This is a genomic window from Clostridium sp. SHJSY1 (genome assembly GCF_031626875.1).
GTDB lineage: Bacteria > Bacillota > Clostridia > Clostridiales > Clostridiaceae > Clostridium.
The window spans coordinates 75,016-93,234 of record NZ_JANDMF010000005.1 but is presented as its reverse complement, the minus strand read 5'-3'; the positions used below and the strand labels follow the sequence as shown (position 1 = coordinate 93,234).

The following is an 18,219-nucleotide window of genomic DNA, read 5'->3' as shown; positions in this document are numbered from 1 at the left end:
GAATGGAAAAAAGAAGTTTTAAAGAACGTTTATTAAACGAATATTTAGGAAAAACATTTGCAAGCATATGTGGGCTATTAATAATAGTTATAACAATTTCAATTATTGTGTTTATTGCCCAAAAAGGATTGCAATTGTTTATAAAGGGAAACTTCAGTATAACACAATTCTTGTTCTCAGATAAGTGGAAACCAGGTGGAAGCCCTGCATCCTATGGAGCGTTGGCTTTCATTTTGGGGTCTACTTTGGTATCAATAGGTGCAGTAATGATTAGTGCACCTGTTGCTATTTCGTTGGGGATATTTGTTAATGTTATATCTAAGAAGTTAGGAAATAAGGTAATAAAACCATCACTTGAAATATTAGTTGGAATTCCTTCTGTTGTTTATGGTTGGGTTGGTGTATCAGTACTTGTACCTTTTATAAAAGAACATGGTGGTGGAATAGGTTATTCTCTATTGGCAGGGATTTTAGTACTAGCTCTAATGATTTTACCAACTATAGCAACATTATCAATTGACGCAATAAAAAGTGTTCCAGGAGAACATATTGAAGCATCATATGGTTTAGGAGCAACAAGATGGCAAACAATAAAGAATGTTATTATTCCTGGTTCAAAAAGTGGGATTTTAACAGGTGTTGTTTTGGGAATTGCAAGAGCATTTGGAGAAGCCTTAGCAGTTCAGATGGTAATTGGAAATACTGTTAAACTTACAGCAGACCTTATGTCTCCATCAGCAACCTTGACAAGTATTATAACTATGGATATGGCTAATACTGCATCTGGAACAGCATGGAATGATGCTTTATGGTCATTAGCTTTAATATTGCTTATAATTTCCTTCTTATTTATATTAATTGTTAGAAGGATAGAAAAAAGGAGTGAATTAAGATGAGTCCTAAGAAAGCTGATAAACTTGCAACAATAATAATCTACATAATGAGCTTTTTTGTGGTTGTTGTCTTAGGTGCTTTTATATTATATATTTTGTCAAAAGGAATAGGAATGCTAAAACCTAGTTTTCTATTTGGTACACCTAAAACAACATCAGCTGGAGGTGGTATAGGACCTCAATTATTTAACTCTTTTTATATGCTACTAGTTTCTTTGATATTTACTGTTCCAGTAGGTATTGGGGCTGGAATTTATCTAGCTGAATATGCAAAGGAAGGACCTATAGTAAGATTTGTTAGATTATCATTGGAAACTATGTCGTCTCTTCCATCAATTGTGATAGGTATGTTTGGTATGTTAGTTTTTGTTAATATGGCAGGGTGGGGATATTCTGTTATAGCAGGAGCGTTATCTGTAAGTATTTTAAATATACCATCTATGACTAGAATTTCTGAGAATGCACTTAAGGTTGCTAGTTCTAGAGTTAAAGAAGCATCATTAGGATTAGGTGCGAGTAAATGGCAAACAATAGCAAGGCTTACGTTGCCTACTGCTATGGGAGAAATTTTAACTGGTATTATTCTTGCATCAGGGAGAATATTTGGTGAAGCAGCAGCGTTTTTATATACAGCTGGATTAAGCTCAGGAAGTTTAAATTTTAATAATATAAGTTTGGTTGGTAAAACATCAGCTTTTTCATTGTTTAAACCAGCAGAAACTTTAGCTGTTCATATATGGAAACTTAATTCAGAGGGTGTAGTACCAGATTCTGTTTCAATTGCCAATGGTACAGCAGCAGTATTGCTTCTAGCGGTGTTATTATTTAATTTGATAGCAAGATTATTAGGAAATTGGTTATTAAGAGCATATAGTGGAAAGTAGGAGAAGAAGATGGCTATTATTGAGACAAAAGATTTAGATCTTTATTATGGAACAAATCAAGCATTAAAAAAGATAAATTTAGATATAAATAAAAATGAGGTTACTGCACTTATTGGTCCATCTGGATGTGGTAAGTCTACATTTTTAAGAACTTTAAATAGAATGAATGATTTAATTGAAATTGTAAAAGTTGATGGTAAGGTTTTATTTGAAGGTAAAAATATTTATGATGATTATGATGAAATTGCTTTAAGAAAAAGAGTAGGTATGGTATTTCAAAAACCTAATCCTTTTCCTATGTCAATTTATGATAATATAACTTATGGTCCTAAAATACATGGGATAAAAGATAAAAAAGTACTAGATGAGATTGTAGAAAAAAGCCTTAAAGGAGCAGCTTTGTGGGATGAAACAAAGGATAGATTAAAGAAAAGTGCTCTTGGACTTTCAGGAGGACAGCAACAAAGACTTTGTATTGCAAGAACATTAGCAACATCACCAGAAATAATATTAATGGATGAACCAACATCAGCATTAGATCCAATTTCAACTAGTAAAGTAGAAGAACTAATGGATGAATTGAAAAAAAAGTACACGGTTATAATAGTAACACATAATATGCAACAAGCAGGTAGAATTGCTGATAAGACTGCTTTCTTTCTAAATGGTGAAGTTGTTGAATTTGATGCTACAGAAAATATTTTTTACAAACCAAGAGATAAAAGAACAGAAGATTATATAACGGGAAGATTTGGATAAGTTAGGAGGCTAGGAAAAATGACTAGAATTTCTCAAAAATCTAGAATAAATGAGATTAATCGTAAGTTACTTTTGATGTCAAATTTAGTTGAAAAACAAATTTATGGAAGTATGGTTGCACTTAAAAATCATGATATAAAAGCAGCTGAAGAAATTGTGAGTTCTGATGATAAAGTGGATGATTTACAACAACAAATTGAAGAAGAATGCATAAAATTCATTGCTACAGAACAACCTTTAGCAAAAGATTTAAGAAATGTTTTTACAGCTACAAAGATAGTGACGGATTTAGAAAGAATGGCAGACCATGCTGTTGATATTTGCAAGATAACAAAAGAGATTAATCTATCTAGTGGAAGTTTCCCAGAACAAACTTTAGCATTATGGGATATGGAAGAACAAGTAAGAAAAATGATTGATTTATCTATAAATGCATATATTGAGAGAGATGTTGATAAAGCATATGAAATATGCAAGATGGATGATAATGTCGATGCGATTTATAGGAGAATATTTGCTGATATTTTAAGCATAATAAAAGTTGATGACAGTAAAAAAGAAAAAACTGCTCAGTTATTATTTGTTGCTAAATATTTAGAAAGAATAGGAGATAGAGTTACAAATATCTGTGAAGGAACTATTTTTTCGAGTAAAGGAACTTATGTTGATTTAAATGAATAGTAGCCATTAATAAATTAAAAATTTACTATATTAGGAGGCTGTCTTATTTAATGATAAATTACAATCATTTTAAGATAGCCTTTTATTTTTTATATTCATGTTGTTATTTGAACTTTAATTACTTTGGGTATTATTAGCAAATTGAATTCAAGGTATAAATAATATATTAAGAATTATAAATGAAAACATATATAGACTTATTAATAAGAATTGACTTAAATTTATTATTAATGTAATATAGCATAAGATAGAAAACTTTACATAAAGAAAAGATTATTTGAAGATTTATTCTTTTTTAGGCAAGAATTTAAAATGAGAACTAAAGAAGATTTACATATCGAATTATCTGTAGTAAGAGGAGGAAGTGCTAATGGGAAAACCAATAGTAGCTATGGTTGGAAGGCCTAATGTAGGTAAATCAACATTGTTTAATAGATTAGCAGGAAAAAGAATATCAATAGTAGAAGATACACCTGGAGTTACAAGAGATAGGGTTTATGCTGAAGCAGAATGGTTAAGTTATAATTTTACAATGATTGATACTGGTGGAATAGAACCAGATAGTGAAGATGTAATAGTTAAGCAAATGAGAAGACAGGCAAATATAGCAATAGAAACTGCTGATGTAATAGTATTTATTGTTGATGGAAAAGAAGGAATTACTCCAGCAGATGAAGAAGTTGCTAACATGCTTAGAAAGAGTAAAAAACCTATTGTATTAGTGGTAAACAAAGTTGATTCACTTAAAGAAGAAGATAATGCATGGGAGTTTTATAATTTAGGAATTGGAGATCCAATTACAATTTCAGCATCTCAAGGACTTGGTCTTGGAGATATGTTAGATAGAGTTGTAGAGAACTTTAGTAATACTGGATCAGAAGATGAAGAAGATGAATATATTAGAATAGCTATGATTGGAAAACCAAATGTAGGTAAGTCTTCTTTAATTAATAGACTTTTAGGAGAAGAAAGAGTAATAGTATCTAATGTACCTGGAACAACAAGGGATGCAATAGATAGTTATCTTGAAAATGAACTAGGTAAATTTATACTAGTTGATACAGCAGGAGTTAGAAGGAAAAGCAAAGTTAAGGCTGAGATAGAGAGATATAGTGTTATTAGAACACTTACAGCAATTGAGAGAGCAGATGTTTGTATTTTAATGATAGATGCAACAGAAGGTATTACTGAACAAGATGAGAAGATAATTGGTTATGCTCATGAAATGAAAAAAGCCATAATGGTAATTGTTAATAAGTGGGACCTTATAGAAAAAGATGATAAAACGATGGATAACTTTAAAAAAGATCTTCAACAAAACTTGAAATTTTTATCATATGCAGAATACTTATTTATATCAGCTCTAACTGGACAAAGAACTCATAAGGTTTTAGAATTAGCTAAAAAGTGTTATGATAATTATAATAAAAGAGTTTCAACTGGAATATTAAATGATGTAATAAGTAAAGCGGTTCTAATGAAAGAACCTCCAATTGTGGCTCTAAAAAGACTTAAAATATTCTATGCAACTCAAGTTGCTACTAAACCTCCAAAGTTTGTATTCTTTGTTAATGATAATAATGCTAGACATTTCTCATATGAGAGATACTTAGAAAATCAATTAAGAAATAGTTTTGACTTTAAGGGAACTGGTATTCAAATAGAATATAGGGAGAGGAAGGAAAAATAATGAGCAAAATAGCCTTTGTTGGTGGCGGAAGCTTTGGTACTGCATTAGCTATACTTTTGGCAAAGAAGGGGCATGAAGTATCAATATACGATAGAGATGAAACTGTTATAAATGACATTAATAATAACAGAAGGAATGATAAATATATTAAGGATTTAATTATTCCAGAAAGCGTAAAAGCTTACAGCAATTTAGAAGAGGCAGTAAAGTTTGCGGATTATTTAGTATTAGCAATACCATCTCATGTAATAAAGGGAATGGCAAAGGAGATAAAGAAAGTAATAGATGAAGATATTCCTATAATTTCAATAGCAAAAGGGATAGATCCTGAAACTGATGAAAGACTATCTGTTGTAATAGAATATGAACTTAAAAATCCGGTTGTGATTTTATCTGGACCAAGTCATGCTGAAGAAGTGGCAGCTGAAATTCCAACAACTATAGTAGTAACATCTAGAAAAATGGAGTATGCAGAAGATGTTCAAGATTTATTTATGACAAATGATTTTAGAGTATATACCAATGAAGATATAATTGGAGTTGAGATTGGTGGAGCTGTTAAAAATATAATAGCTCTAGCGTCTGGAGTCATAGATGGATTAGGATTTGGAGATAATACAAAAGCTGCATTAATGACAAGGGGAATGGCTGAAATTACAAGGATAGGGATAGCTCTTGGAGGCAAAGCTGAAACCTTTTATGGATTGACTGGTATGGGAGATTTAATAGTTACATGTACATCTATGCATTCAAGAAATAGAAGAGCTGGCATTTTGATTGGACAAGGCAAAAAAATGGAAGAATCACTTGAAGAAGTTGGAATGATAGTAGAAGGTGTTAAAGCTTGTAAGGCTTTTTATGATTTGAAGGAAAAAGTAGGTGTATCTATGCCTATAACAGATGCATTATATAAGGTGTTATTTATGGGAAAAGAACCTAAGGTTTGTGTAAGTGAGCTTATGGTAAGAGATAAGAAGAGTGAAAATTATTAATATAAAGTAATAATTATATATTATAAAGAACGTAGAGAATTAATATTCCTATGTTCTATTTTTTTATCATTTTATAAAAGTAAAAGCATACTATAACAATGTAGACATAGTTTATAAACTATTATTATTGATTATAAAAATAAGAATATATTTTTACATGAAGGAATATATATATATTGTAAAAATATTTTAGGAGGTAATAACTTGGACAGCTTCAATATATATAAAGATATAGCTGAAAGAACCCAGGGGGACATATATGTAGGTGTAGTTGGCCCTGTAAGAACAGGAAAATCAACTTTTATTAAAAAATTTATGGACCTAATGGTTATACCAAAGATTGAAAATACTTATAAAAAAGAAAGAGCTAAAGACGAGCTGCCTCAAAGTGGATCGGGGAAGAGTATTCATACTACTGAGCCTAAATTTGTACCAAATGAAGCTGTTGAGATAAGTCTTGATGAAGAAATAAAATTCAAAGTCCGTATGGTAGACTGTGTTGGATATATCGTAAAAGGCGCATTAGGATATCTTGATGGTGAAGAAGCGAAAATGGTTCATACTCCTTGGTATGATTATGAAATTCCCTTTGAAGATGCTGCAGAACTTGGAACTAGGAAAGTTATAGAAGATCATTCCACTATAGGGCTTGTAGTAACAACAGATGGGAGCATTACAGGAATTGAAAGAAATGAATATCTAGATGCTGAAGAAAGGGTAATAGGAGAATTAAAAGCAATTAAGAAACCATTTATTGTAGTTTTAAATACGAATAAACCTAAAGCTCCAGAGACAAAGGCATTAAAAGCAGAACTGGAAGACAAATATAATGTTACCGTACAAATTCTAGATGTTTATAACATGACTGAAGAAGATATTGAAGAAATATTTAAACATGTACTTAAAGAATTTCCAGTTAAAGAAATCAAAATAGATATACCAGAGTGGCTTGAAAAACTTGAACCAAATCATTGGCTTAAGAAAGATTTCTTTGATATAATTAAGGATATGAGTAAGGACATATCGAAGGTTAAAGATATAAAGGCATCCTTAAATAACATGAAGAGCGATGAGTACTTAGGAACTTCTCAATTAATGGAAATGAATCTCGGAGATGGAACTGGTAGAGTGCTATTAAAACCAGAAGATGGTGTTTTCTACAAAGTTTTAAGTGAGATTTGTGACTTAGATGTAGTATCAGAGAGTGACTTATTATCCTTAATTAAAGAATTAAATCATGCTAAGAAAGAATATGATAAGGTCAAAGATGCATTAGAAGATGTCAAAAATACTGGATATGGATTAGTTGCACCACAATTGGCTGAGATGAAATTTGAAGAACCTGAAATTGTAAAGCAAGGTAATAAATTTGGAGTGAAACTCAAGGCGAGTGCTCCTTCATTACATCTTATTAAGGCTGATATAAAGACAGAAATTAGTCCAATAATGGGATCAGAAAAGGAATCAGAAGAGCTTGTTAAAGCTCTACTAGATCAATTTGAAACAGACCCAACAAGTCTTTGGCAGAGCAATATGTTTGGTAAATCTCTAGAAGTTTTAGTTAAAGAAGGACTTCAAAATAAATTATATAAAATGCCTGAAGATGTACAGGTGAAAATACAAAAAACTTTACAAAAGATAATAAATGAGGGAAGTGGCGGATTGATCTGTATAATACTTTAAATCTAAAAAGAGAACTCCTAATTAAAAATGGAGTTCTCTTTAAATTTATTTAACTTTATAAATCCATCCTTCAGGACCTTCGATATCACCAAATTGGATACCAACAAGAGTATCATACAACTTTCTAGTTATTGGACCAACTTCCGTTTCGCTATGAAATACATGAAGTTTACCTTTGTATTCTATTCCGCCAATTGGAGTTATTACTGCTGCAGTACCACAAGCACCAGCTTCTTTAAATTGGTCAATTTCATCTATATGAACATCATCTTCAATAACTTCTAAATGAAGAACTTCTTCAGCTAACTGAAGTAATGAGTATTTTGTTATACTTGGTAGTATGGAAGATGATTTTGGTGTTATAAATTTATTATCATGAGTGATTCCAAAGAAATTTGCAGCTCCAACTTCTTCAATTTTAGTATGGGTAGCAGGATCTAGGTATATACAATCTGCAAAACCTCGTTCAACAGCAATTTTGTGTGGCTCTAATGATGCAGCATAATTACCACCAACTTTTTGTTGTCCTGTTCCAAATGGAGCAGCTCTATCATAATCAGAAATCATAAAGTTAACAGGTGCTAAACCAGCTTTAAAATAAGCCCCAACAGGCATACAGAATATGCTGAAAATATATTCTGGTGCTGGCTTAACTCCAATATTATGTCCAACTCCAATTATGAAAGGTCTAATATATAAAGTTCCGCCAGTACCATAAGGTGGAACAAATTTTTCGTTTGCTTTTACTACTTGCATACAGGCATCTATAAATTTCTCTTCAGGAATTTCAGGCATTAGAAGCTTTTTACATGAGTCATTCATTCTTGATGCATTTCTATTTGGTCTAAATAATTGAATGCTTCCATCTTTGGATCTATATGCTTTTAATCCTTCAAAGGATTGTTGTCCATAATGCAAAGCAGTAGAAGCTTCACTAATAGATAGCATGTTATCTTCTGTTAATTTACCATCATCCCATTCTCCATTTTTCCACGTAGATATGTAACGATAGTCAGTTTTGATGTATTCAAAACCAAGCTCACTCCAGTTGATATTTGCGTTTTTGTCCATGGTTATCTCCCCAATCTTTATAAATATTATTAACTTCTATTGTATCACTTTATTATAAATGGTAAAGAGAAAAAATAGTTAAAAAGACCAAATATTTTATGTTCATGTTAATATTTAGAAAGGATTGAATATAATATAGTAATAGATATATTAATATATTATAATAAAGACAGAAGATGTCATAAACCTTTAGTGACATTTCTAAAATAAAATATAAGGCATGGTGAGGGTGATTATGAGAAGTTGTTATAAAGCTTATAAAAAAGTTGGACGAATAAATACTTCTTTGGCAGAAAGGCTAGGCTTCGCATTTGATGGAAGTGTTTATGCCTCACCGGGGGTGATAAATCACATTAAGAAGCGCCATGGCAAGCAGTTAACAAAAAAGGTTAAAGAAAATTTACTACAAATAATGGAGGGGATTATTGAAAATCCTGATTATATTGGGGTAGATGAAAGAAGGGGGCTGGTTGGAGCACTGGAATTAATAAAGAAAATTGATAATACTCTTCTTTTGGGGTTGGAGGTAGATTTAGAAGAAAAATATATTTATGTTTCTACCTTGTACCCAATAACTAAAGGGAAAATTAATAATAGAATATATAGTGGAAGAATGGTTAAATTTAGTGACATTAAGTAAATTTTAATGAATAAAAACTTGCAACATTTTGATTGCATAATTATAATATATAGTAAGTGTTTTTGAGGTGAGAAAAGGCTCCTCATGCGCTACTTTAAGTAGTAATCAGAGATGCAGGATACGCCGACCTGCCAAAAACTTACTTTGAAACATAACTTTTGGGAAACCAAAAGTTATTTTTTTAGAAACGATTGAAAGATAAAATAAATTAAAATATGCAAATGAAATTTGGAGGAAAATATGAAAAAAGTTGCAATTATATTTAATGGTGGAACTATATCAATGAAAGTAGATGAAAGGATACAAGCAGCTGTACCTTCTTTAAGTGGAGAAGAAATAATGGCAATGGTCACAGGAATTGAGGAATATGCAAAAATAGAAAGTTATACATTTTCAGGATTGCCTTCTCCTCATGTTACTCCAGAGTTAATGCTTGAATTATCAAAAAAGGTTAGAGATTTAATTCTTAGAGAAGATATAGATGGAGTTGTAATAACACATGGAACTGATACCCTTGAAGAAACGGCATATTTATTAGATTTAACATTAACTACACCAAAACCAATTGTTATTACAGGAGCAATGAGAAGTAGTTCGGAATTAGGTTATGATGGGCCAGCAAATTTAGCTGCATCAATTTGTACGGCAGCATCAAATGAAGCAAAAGGTAGAGGGGTATTGGTTTGTTTTAATGGAGAGTTAAATAGTGCAAGAGAAGTAACAAAAGCAAATTCAATGGCATTAAATGCATTTAGAACTCCCAATTTTGGACCTATAGGCATAGTAGATAATAATAATGTTATATTTTATAGAAAATGTCCAAAAGGAAAACATATATTAATTGACAAAATAGAATCGGATATAGCTATTATTAAATGTGTATCAGGAATGAATGAAGATTTTATAAATTTTGCTATAGACAAAGGTTATAAAGGAATAGTTATAGAAGCGATGGGAAGAGGAAATATACCACCTACAATGGTTGAAGGGGTTAAAAAGGCCATAAATAATAATATTCCAGTAGTAATAGTTTCTAGATGTTTTGAAGGAAGAGTTTTTGAATCATATGGATATGAAGGTGGAGGAAAGCATCTTAGAGATTTAGGTGTTATATTTGGAGATAATATGCCTGGTCAGAAAGTTAGAATAAAATTAATGGTGGCATTAAGTCATTCGTCTGATATGAAATTCATTAAAGAATTTGTTGAAGATGGATTGTACTAAAAAATAGCTTGATATATAATTTTTGATTATTATGTGAATTTAAAAATAAATGTTAATATTCTGTTAACAAACTATTGACTGAAAAAAAATAGTAGATTATCATAGTTAATAGTTTAAGGGAAATTGGAGGCAAGACATGATAAAAAGTATGACTAGCTTCGGAAGAGCACAAGGTGAAGAAGGTAAGGAATATTTATTTTCTATTGAAATGAAAAGTGTAAACAATAGATATTTAGATATAAATATTAGGTTGCCTAAATTTATGATTGCTTTAGAAGAAGAGATAAGAAAGATAATTAACAAAAAGCTAAATAGGGGAAAAGTTGATGTATTCATAAATTGTAAAAGCTATGGTAAAGGAAATGTTGTTCCTAAGTTGAATGTTGATTTAGCAAAAGAGTATTATAACTGTCTTAAAAAGTTATCAGATACATTGGAAATTGAGAATGATATTACTCTTTCCAAAATAGCAGAATTTCCTGAAGTTATTATACTTGAAGCAGAAGAAGAAAATATTGAAGAAATTCTAGAAGAAGTTGCTCCATTACTCACTATAGCCCTTGATAAAATGGTTGAAATGAGAATAATTGAAGGTGAGAAGTTAAAAGAAGATATTCTCTTAAAGTTATCCAGTATTGAGGAGAATGTTAAAAGAATTGAAAGTTTAGCAGAAGAAGTTCCTAAACAATATAAAAGGAAACTTGAAGAAAGACTTATAGAACTTACAAATGGGATGTCCATAGATGAGGAAAGAATAGCTATGGAAATAGCAATCTTTTCTGATAAGGCGGCTGTTGATGAAGAAATTACAAGACTTTACAGTCATATAAGTCAAATGAGAAAAACATTAAATTTAGATGAACCAGTTGGAAGAAAGTTGGACTTTATAGTTCAAGAGATGAATAGAGAAACAAATACAATTGGATCAAAGTGTAATGATATGGATATGACAAATTTAGTCATTAACATAAAAAATCTAATAGAAAAGATAAGAGAACAAGTACAAAATATTGAGTAATTAGGAGGATTAAAATGAGTATTAAACTAATAAATATAGGTTTTGGAAATATTATTTCAGCTAATAGGTTAATTGCAATTGTAAGCCCAGAATCAGCTCCAATAAAAAGAATAATTCAAGAGGCAAGAGATAGAGGAATGCTTATTGATGCAACTTATGGAAGAAGAACAAGAGCAGTAATAGTTACTGATTCAGATCATGTTATTCTTTCAGCAGTACAACCAGAAACAGTTGCGCATAGATTGTCAACAAAGGATGATGTAGTAGAAGAGGTTGAAGATTAATGAATAAAAAAGGAGTACTAATAGTTATTTCTGGTCCGTCAGGGGCAGGAAAAGGAACTATATGTAAAGCACTACTTGAAAAGCATGAAAATTTATATCTTTCAGTGTCTGCAACTACTAGAGAACCTAGAAATGGTGAAATTCATGGTGTTAATTATTATTTTTTAACTAAGGATGAGTTTAGAAAGAAAATTGAAAGTAATGACTTTTTAGAGTGGGCTGAAGTATATGGAAATTATTATGGCACACCAAAATCTAATGTTGAAGAGATGCTTAATGAAGGAAAAAATGTGATTTTAGAGATAGATATTCAAGGAGCACTTAGAGTAAAAGAAAATTGTGAAGATGGTGTGTTTATTTTTATTCTTCCACCTTCAATGGAAGAGTTAAAGCAAAGAATAATTAACAGAGGTAGTGAGACGCCAGAATCACTAATGAGAAGATTTGCATCAGCTTATCAAGAAATAAATTATATTTCAAAATATAATTATGGTGTAATAAATGATAAAGTAGAAGATGCAGTGAAAAAGATAGAAAATATTTTAGCTGCAGAAGAATGTAGAGTAGATAGAATTAAGGACAATATATTGTTAGATTGTAAGGAGGTATAATTATGAATAATTCAATGATTAATCCATCAGTAATAGATTTGTTAAAAAAGGTTGAGGATAGGTACTCGCTAGTTATTGTGACTTCTAAAAGAGCGAGACAGTTAATAGATGGTGCTAAAAAACTTTCAGAAGTGGATTCAAAGAAACCACTAACAATAGCTATAAATGAAGTGAATGAAGGTAGTGTTACTTATGAAGCTGCAGAGGGTTTTAATAAGTAATTATGGATAAAAAAAAGTGTGTTGTTTTAGGTGTTACTGGTGGAATTGCAGTTTATAAAGCCCTTGATGTTATAAGTTCTTTAAGAAAAAAAGAAGTTGATGTTAAGGTAATAATGACAAAGTCTGCTACTGAATTTGTATCACCATTAACCTTTCAGTCAATAAGTCAAAATCTTGTTACTACAGACATGTTTCAGGAGCCGAAAGCTTGGGAAATACAACATATTAGTTTAGCGCAAAGAGCAGATGTTTTTTTAATTGCACCTGCAACAGCTAATATAATTGGAAAAGTTGCAAATGGTATTGCTGATGATATGTTATCAACAACAATTATGGCTACAAATGCAAAAGTTATTTTTGCTCCAGCTATGAATACTAACATGTATAATAATATAATAGTTCAAGAAAATATAGAAAAGCTAAAGAGGTTAGGATATGAATTCATAGAGCCTGATAGTGGACGACTTGCTTGTGGAGATGTAGGTAAAGGTAAATTACCAGCACCTGAAGAGATTGTTGAAAAAGTAATAAGTGAACTTTATGACAAGAAGGATTTGGTTAATAAAAAAGTAGTTGTTAGTGCAGGCCCAACTCAAACAGATATAGATCCTGTTAGGCTTTTGACAAATAGGTCTACTGGAAAAATGGGTTATGAAATAGCTAAAGAAGCAAGAGATAGAGGAGCTAATGTAGTTTTAGTTTCAGGACCTACTAGTGAAAAGAAACCTTATGGAATAGAAGTTATAGATGTTAGAACAAATGAAGAGATGTTAAATGCTATTTTAAAGCATTATGATGATGCAGATATAGTGGTAAAAGCAGCTGCAGTGGCAGATTATAAATCTAAAGAAGTAAGTAGCCAAAAAATAAAAAAAGGCGAAGGAAATTTAAATTTAGAATTTGTTAGAGACAATGATATATTAATGCTGCTTGGACAAAAGAAAGAAAATCAAGTTTTAGTGGGATTTGCAGCAGAAAGTCAAAATGTTGTAGAGAATGCAAAAGGTAAATTAGAGAAAAAAAATCTCGATTACATAGTTGCTAATGATATAACTTCAAAAGATACTGGCTTCGGTTCTTCAGATAACAGAGTGAGTATATTATCTAAAAAAGGTTATGTAGTTACTTTAGATAAAATGAGTAAGAAAGAAGTTGCGAGAAATTTATTTGATATAATTGAGGAAAAGCGCTAATTTGCGCTTTTTCTTAATTATAAGTATATTTTAAGGAGAGTGAAGGTGTAATGATAGACTTATATGCTGAGATAATAATAAATAGTGAAGCAATAGAACTTGATAGAGCCTTCACCTATAAAGTTAAGGAAGAGCAAAATGAAATAATACAAGTAGGTCATAGGGTTAAGGTACCTTTTGGGAGAAGTAATAAATCAGTAGAGGGATTTGTTATGGCTTTGAAATGTGATGGTATAGAAGATATTAAATATATAAAAAAAATAAGTAGCATTCCAGATGATGAACCAATCCTTTCTAGAGATGATCTAAAAGTTATAGATTTCTTAAGAGAAAGATACTTATGTAAATATATTGATGCTATTAGAACTATAATTCCTGTAGGACTCATGAGTGGCAATAGAAATAAAAAGAAACAAGTGATTTGTTTTAAAAATGAGTTGAAAGGCAAATTTTTAGAAAAAGAGAATTATACAAAATTGATGACTTTTATTAAAAGTCATGATGGAGAGTTTACTAAAAGTGAGATTACCAAAGGTGGCACTTTTTCAATATATAGTTTAAATAAACTAATAGAAGATAATTTTTTAGAAGTTAAAGAAGAGGTTGTTTATAGATATAATAATAAATTATATGAAGAGTATAAGTCACATAAATTGAATTTAGAGCAATTAAATGCATTTGAGAGAATAATGTATTCTCATAATAAAGGATTTTTATTAAAAGGGGTTACAGGTTCAGGGAAAACAGAGGTATATATGAATCTTGTTTCTGAAATTCTTAAAAGTGGGAAGTCAGCGATTATGTTAGTGCCTGAAATATCCTTAACTCCACAAATGATAGAAAGATTTAAAGGAAGATTTGGTAGAAATGTAGCATTATTTCATAGTAAACTAACACCAGGAGAAAGATTTGATGAATGGTTTAGAATTAAAAAAGGAGAAGCCAAATTAGTAGTTGGAGCAAGAAGTGCAATTTTCTTACCACTAAATAATTTGGGCCTTATTATTGTAGATGAAGAACATGAAAACACCTATAAATCTGATCATAATCCTAAATATAGTACTAAAGAAGTGGCAAGATTTTTAAGTGAAATAAAAGATTGCAAATATATTTTAGGATCTGCAACTCCTTCGATTGAAAGTTACTATGAAGCATTAGAAGGAAAGTTAGAGTTAGTAGAGATAAAAAATAGAGTTAGTAATAAACCTTTACCAACAATGGAAATTGTAGATATGAGAGAGGAACTAAAAAAGAAAAATTTATCTATATTAAGTAGTAGGCTTGTTTTAGAAATTGAGGAAACAATAAAAAGAAGAGAGCAGGTTATTCTATTTTTAAATAGGAGAGGTTTTTCAACCTTTGTTTCTTGTAGAAGTTGTGGGTATGTATTTAAGTGTCCTGAGTGTGATGTTTCTATGACTTATCATAAAAATGGTTATTTAGTATGTCATATGTGTGGTAGGGCGCAAAGGGAAGTTAAAATTTGTCCAAAGTGTGGAAGTAAGTATGTAAAATTTTTTGGCGCTGGAACTGAAAGAGTGCAAGATGAAGTTAAAAAGATATTTCCTAAGGCTAGGGTTTTAAGAATGGATGTAGATACAACAAGAACTAAGGATTCTCATGAAAATATCTATAATTCTTTTAAAAATGGAGAAGGAGATATTTTAATAGGGACACAAATGATTTCGAAGGGGTTAGATTTTAAAGAGGTTACTTTGGTTGGAATATTAGCTGCTGACATATCTCTTAATATTCCAGATTACAGGTCAGGTGAAAGAACTTATCAAATAATTACTCAAGTGGCTGGTAGAGCTGGGAGAGGAGATAAAAGTGGAAAAGTAATAATTCAAACATATACTCCTGAAAATGCTAATTTAAATTATGCTTTAAATAATGATTATAATCAATTGTTTAAGGAAGAAATACAAATTAGAAAAATTATGAATTACCCACCTTTTAGCACTATTTTGCTAATAAATGGGCAAAGTAAAGTAGAAGATAAGTTAATAAAATTTATGAATAGCTTTAGAAATGAATTGAATAAAATATTAGTAGATGAGAATGAAGCAGAGATTCTTGGACCAACACCTTGTATAATTACAAGAATAAAAGAATATTATAGGTGGCAAATAATAATCAAAGGTGAAATTTCAATAAACTTAAGAAAAAAAATTAAGGAAGCACTTTATGAATTAACAAAGAGTGTTTATAATGATATAAGAGTTAGTATGGATTTCAATCCAAATAATATGGCCTAGGAGGATGATTTTATGGCAATAAGAAATATAAGAGTTAATGGTGATGAGATTTTAAGAAAAAAATCAAAAAAAGTAGATAAAATAGATAATAGACTTTTAGAATTAATAAAAGATATGACTGAAACTATGTATAAAGCTGATGGAGTTGGGATTGCGGCTCCTCAAGTGGGTGTCTTAAAGAGAGTTTTCGTTGTAGATGTTTATGATGGAAATGGACCAATAGTTTTCATAAATCCTGAGATTTTAGAAACCAAAGGAACTCAAGATGGAGAAGAAGGATGTTTAAGTGTGCCAGGAGTAAATGAAAATGTCATAAGGCCAAACTATGTTAAAGTTAAGGCACAAAATGAAAAAGGTGAAGAATTTATTCTTGAAGGTGAAGAACTATTAGCAAGAGCAGTTTGTCATGAAAATGAACACTTAGATGGAATATTATTTATAGACCATTTGAAATAAATTTGGGAGGAACAAATATAGATGAATATAGTTTTTATGGGAACACCAGATTTTGCAGTTCCTTCATTGAAAGTAATTATAGAAAATTATGATGTGAAAGCTGTTTTTACTCAACCAGATAGACCAAAAGGAAGAGGTAAGAAACTTGCCTTTTCCGATGTGAAAGAAGTAGCTGTTGAAAATAATATACCTGTATATCAACCAGTTAAGTTAAAAGATAATAGGGATATGATAGAAGAACTTAAAGCAATGAAACCAGACTTCATAATCGTTGTAGCATTTGGACAAATATTACCTAAAGAAGTTCTTGATATTCCTAATTTTGGTTGTATTAATTTACATGGATCACTTCTACCTATGTATAGAGGTGCAGCCCCAATTAACTGGGCAATTGTTAGAGGTGAAAAAGTATCAGGAAATACCACTATGCTAATGGATATAGGATTAGATACAGGAGATATGCTTTTAAAAGATGAAATTGATATACCAGAAGAAATGACAGCAGGAGAACTTTATGATATCTTAAAAGAGAGAGGTGCAACTTTACTGAAAGATACCATTGATAAAATGGGAAAAGGTGAGATAGAGAGGGAAAAACAAACAGGTGAAACGTTTTATGCAAAACCTTTAGATAAAAAAATGGCAATAATAAATTGGAGTGAAACAGCAAAAAATGTTCATAATCTTATTAGAGGATTAAATCCTTGGCCTATAGCTTATACAAGTTACAATGGTCAGCAAATGAAGATATATGAATCAAAAGTACTTAATGAAAACCATAATAAAGAAGAAGGCACCATTCTTGATGTTAGTAAAGAAGGAATGAAAGTAGCTTGCAAAGGAGGAGTTTTATTAGTTAAAAAAGTTCAATTTCCAAATGGAAAGCCCCTTACAATTGAGCAATATATTAATGGTCATAAAATAGAGGCGAATACGATTTTAGGATAGTAGGAGGGATATTTATGCATGGATTTTTTCCATTTTATTTTGATCCAACATATCTTTTATTGGTACCAGCTTTAATTATAAGCTTTTGGGCACAAACTAAAGTTAGTTCTGCTTATGATAAATATAGCAGGATTAGAACTATGAATGGTTATACAGGTGAACAGATAGCAAGGATGATGTTAAATGAAGCTGGATTGTATGATATACCTATTGAAGTAGTTAATACTAGGCTTGGAGATCATTATGATCCTACAAGTAGAATTTTGAGATTATCTCAAGAGGTTTATGTTGGAACTACTATAGCTTCAGCTGGAATAGCAGCACATGAAGTTGGGCATGCAATTCAACACAAAGAAAGTTATGGACCACTAACCTTTAGGAATACAATTTATCCAGTAGTTAATTTAGGTTCAACATTTTCATGGGTATTGTTAGTAGCAGGATTAATACTTGCTATAAAACCTTTGGTGTATTTTGGAATAATATTATTTTCAGCAGTAGTTTTATTCCAGCTTGTAACTTTACCCGTTGAATTTAATGCATCTAATAGAGCATTAAATATATTAAATAGTAGAGGAATTCTATATGGAGATGAAGTTAAAGGTGCTGAAAAAGTATTAAATGCAGCAGCGATGACTTATGTAGCAGCAACAATAATGTCTGTATCACAGCTTATAAGATTAGTACTAATAAGCAGAAGTAATGAATAAATG

Annotated in this window: 19 protein-coding genes; 18 read left to right on the top strand and 1 reads right to left on the bottom strand. The window is 30.7% G+C overall.

Translation table 11 applies throughout. The annotated features are described in order from the left end of the window. Positions 1-2 precede the first annotated feature (2 nt). The 7 genes from pstC to spoIVA all read left to right on the top strand — a co-directional run bounded on the left by pstC (position 3) and on the right by spoIVA (position 7,582). Entirely contained in the window at positions 3-896 is an 894-nt protein-coding gene (pstC, locus tag NNC19_RS04680) for a phosphate ABC transporter permease subunit PstC (protein WP_310937457.1), read from the top strand. Continuing rightward, positions 893-1,777 carry a phosphate ABC transporter permease PstA gene (gene pstA / locus NNC19_RS04675; RefSeq protein WP_310937456.1) on the top strand — a complete coding sequence of 295 codons (885 nt, stop codon included), beginning with the start codon at positions 893-895 and terminating at the stop codon, positions 1,775-1,777. The genes pstC and pstA overlap by 4 nt, the downstream gene beginning before the upstream one ends. 9 nt (positions 1,778-1,786) lie before the next feature. After that, positions 1,787-2,536, top strand: a complete 750-nt coding sequence (gene pstB / locus NNC19_RS04670; RefSeq protein ID WP_310937455.1) for a phosphate ABC transporter ATP-binding protein PstB — start codon at positions 1,787-1,789, stop codon at positions 2,534-2,536. 18 nt (positions 2,537-2,554) lie between these two features. Continuing rightward, positions 2,555-3,217, top strand: a complete 663-nt coding sequence (gene phoU / locus NNC19_RS04665; RefSeq protein ID WP_310937454.1) for a phosphate signaling complex protein PhoU — start codon at positions 2,555-2,557, stop codon at positions 3,215-3,217. Positions 3,218-3,587: 370 nt separating this feature from the next. Further along, on the top strand, positions 3,588-4,907 hold the full coding sequence (gene der, locus NNC19_RS04660) for a ribosome biogenesis GTPase Der (RefSeq protein WP_310937453.1): 1,320 nt from the start codon (positions 3,588-3,590) through the stop codon (positions 4,905-4,907). Then, positions 4,907-5,899, top strand: coding sequence for an NAD(P)H-dependent glycerol-3-phosphate dehydrogenase (locus NNC19_RS04655; protein ID WP_310937452.1), 993 nt, complete (start codon positions 4,907-4,909; stop codon positions 5,897-5,899). Before der ends, NNC19_RS04655 begins: the two co-directional genes overlap by 1 nt. A 204-nt stretch (positions 5,900-6,103) precedes the next feature. Continuing rightward, a complete protein-coding gene (gene spoIVA, locus NNC19_RS04650; RefSeq protein ID WP_310937451.1) occupies positions 6,104-7,582 on the top strand; it encodes a stage IV sporulation protein A in 1,479 nt (492 codons plus the stop codon). A gap of 45 nt (positions 7,583-7,627) precedes the next feature. On the opposite strand, the gene NNC19_RS04645 is transcribed toward spoIVA, so the two are convergent. Then, entirely contained in the window at positions 7,628-8,653 is a 1,026-nt protein-coding gene (locus NNC19_RS04645) for a branched-chain amino acid aminotransferase (RefSeq protein ID WP_310937450.1), read from the bottom strand. Between the two features lie 235 nt (positions 8,654-8,888). Here NNC19_RS04645 and NNC19_RS04640 point away from each other — a divergent pair, with 235 nt between their 5' ends. The 11 genes from NNC19_RS04640 to NNC19_RS04590 all read left to right on the top strand — a co-directional run bounded on the left by NNC19_RS04640 (position 8,889) and on the right by NNC19_RS04590 (position 18,216). Beyond that, positions 8,889-9,293: a PBECR2 nuclease fold domain-containing protein gene (locus NNC19_RS04640; protein WP_310937449.1), complete on the top strand. Its 405-nt coding sequence runs from the start codon at positions 8,889-8,891 to the stop codon at positions 9,291-9,293. Between the two features lie 240 nt (positions 9,294-9,533). Next, on the top strand, positions 9,534-10,517 hold the full coding sequence (locus NNC19_RS04635; protein WP_310937448.1) for an asparaginase: 984 nt from the start codon (positions 9,534-9,536) through the stop codon (positions 10,515-10,517). Between the two features lie 136 nt (positions 10,518-10,653). Next, on the top strand, positions 10,654-11,535 hold the full coding sequence (locus NNC19_RS04630) for a YicC/YloC family endoribonuclease (protein WP_310937447.1): 882 nt from the start codon (positions 10,654-10,656) through the stop codon (positions 11,533-11,535). A gap of 14 nt (positions 11,536-11,549) precedes the next feature. Continuing rightward, positions 11,550-11,819 carry an extracellular matrix/biofilm regulator RemA gene (gene remA, locus NNC19_RS04625; protein ID WP_310937446.1) on the top strand — a complete coding sequence of 90 codons (270 nt, stop codon included), beginning with the start codon at positions 11,550-11,552 and terminating at the stop codon, positions 11,817-11,819. After that, positions 11,819-12,430 carry a guanylate kinase gene (gmk, locus tag NNC19_RS04620; protein ID WP_310937445.1) on the top strand — a complete coding sequence of 204 codons (612 nt, stop codon included), beginning with the start codon at positions 11,819-11,821 and terminating at the stop codon, positions 12,428-12,430. The genes remA and gmk overlap by 1 nt, the downstream gene beginning before the upstream one ends. 2 nt (positions 12,431-12,432) lie before the next feature. Continuing rightward, positions 12,433-12,651: a DNA-directed RNA polymerase subunit omega gene (rpoZ, locus tag NNC19_RS04615; protein ID WP_310937444.1), complete on the top strand. Its 219-nt coding sequence runs from the start codon at positions 12,433-12,435 to the stop codon at positions 12,649-12,651. Between the two features lie 2 nt (positions 12,652-12,653). After that, entirely contained in the window at positions 12,654-13,844 is a 1,191-nt protein-coding gene (gene coaBC, locus NNC19_RS04610) for a bifunctional phosphopantothenoylcysteine decarboxylase/phosphopantothenate--cysteine ligase CoaBC (protein ID WP_310937443.1), read from the top strand. Between the two features lie 50 nt (positions 13,845-13,894). After that, the gene (gene priA, locus NNC19_RS04605) at positions 13,895-16,102 is read left to right on the top strand and encodes a primosomal protein N' (RefSeq protein ID WP_310937442.1); all 2,208 of its coding nucleotides are present in this window, start codon (positions 13,895-13,897) and stop codon (positions 16,100-16,102) included. 12 nt (positions 16,103-16,114) lie between these two features. Beyond that, complete coding sequence (gene def / locus NNC19_RS04600) at positions 16,115-16,558, top strand: peptide deformylase (RefSeq protein ID WP_310937441.1); 444 nt, start codon at positions 16,115-16,117, stop codon at positions 16,556-16,558. A 21-nt stretch (positions 16,559-16,579) separates the two neighbouring features. Beyond that, a complete protein-coding gene (fmt, locus tag NNC19_RS04595) occupies positions 16,580-17,506 on the top strand; it encodes a methionyl-tRNA formyltransferase (protein WP_310937440.1) in 927 nt (308 codons plus the stop codon). A 14-nt stretch (positions 17,507-17,520) separates the two neighbouring features. Further along, positions 17,521-18,216, top strand: coding sequence for a zinc metallopeptidase (locus NNC19_RS04590; RefSeq protein WP_310937439.1), 696 nt, complete (start codon positions 17,521-17,523; stop codon positions 18,214-18,216). Positions 18,217-18,219 lie beyond the last annotated feature (3 nt).

What these genes read in the sequence shown, in the direction of transcription:
- def (WP_310937441.1), top strand. Translation starts at nt 16,115, where the DNA reads ATGGCAATAAGAAATATAAGAGTTAATGGTGATGAGATTTTAAGAAAA.
- der (WP_310937453.1), top strand. Translation starts at nt 3,588, where the DNA reads ATGGGAAAACCAATAGTAGCTATGGTTGGAAGGCCTAATGTAGGTAAA.
- NNC19_RS04640 (WP_310937449.1), top strand. Translation starts at nt 8,889, where the DNA reads ATGAGAAGTTGTTATAAAGCTTATAAAAAAGTTGGACGAATAAATACT.
- NNC19_RS04590 (WP_310937439.1), top strand. Translation starts at nt 17,521, where the DNA reads ATGCATGGATTTTTTCCATTTTATTTTGATCCAACATATCTTTTATTG.
- priA (WP_310937442.1), top strand. Translation starts at nt 13,895, where the DNA reads ATGATAGACTTATATGCTGAGATAATAATAAATAGTGAAGCAATAGAA.
- pstC (WP_310937457.1), top strand. Translation starts at nt 3, where the DNA reads ATGGAAAAAAGAAGTTTTAAAGAACGTTTATTAAACGAATATTTAGGA.
- pstA (WP_310937456.1), top strand. Translation starts at nt 893, where the DNA reads ATGAGTCCTAAGAAAGCTGATAAACTTGCAACAATAATAATCTACATA.
- phoU (WP_310937454.1), top strand. Translation starts at nt 2,555, where the DNA reads ATGACTAGAATTTCTCAAAAATCTAGAATAAATGAGATTAATCGTAAG.
- NNC19_RS04635 (WP_310937448.1), top strand. Translation starts at nt 9,534, where the DNA reads ATGAAAAAAGTTGCAATTATATTTAATGGTGGAACTATATCAATGAAA.
- NNC19_RS04655 (WP_310937452.1), top strand. Translation starts at nt 4,907, where the DNA reads ATGAGCAAAATAGCCTTTGTTGGTGGCGGAAGCTTTGGTACTGCATTA.
- rpoZ (WP_310937444.1), top strand. Translation starts at nt 12,433, where the DNA reads ATGAATAATTCAATGATTAATCCATCAGTAATAGATTTGTTAAAAAAG.
- NNC19_RS04645 (WP_310937450.1), bottom strand. Translation starts at nt 8,653, where the DNA reads ATGGACAAAAACGCAAATATCAACTGGAGTGAGCTTGGTTTTGAATAC.
- NNC19_RS04630 (WP_310937447.1), top strand. Translation starts at nt 10,654, where the DNA reads ATGATAAAAAGTATGACTAGCTTCGGAAGAGCACAAGGTGAAGAAGGT.
- coaBC (WP_310937443.1), top strand. Translation starts at nt 12,654, where the DNA reads ATGGATAAAAAAAAGTGTGTTGTTTTAGGTGTTACTGGTGGAATTGCA.
- fmt (WP_310937440.1), top strand. Translation starts at nt 16,580, where the DNA reads ATGAATATAGTTTTTATGGGAACACCAGATTTTGCAGTTCCTTCATTG.
- pstB (WP_310937455.1), top strand. Translation starts at nt 1,787, where the DNA reads ATGGCTATTATTGAGACAAAAGATTTAGATCTTTATTATGGAACAAAT.
- remA (WP_310937446.1), top strand. Translation starts at nt 11,550, where the DNA reads ATGAGTATTAAACTAATAAATATAGGTTTTGGAAATATTATTTCAGCT.
- gmk (WP_310937445.1), top strand. Translation starts at nt 11,819, where the DNA reads ATGAATAAAAAAGGAGTACTAATAGTTATTTCTGGTCCGTCAGGGGCA.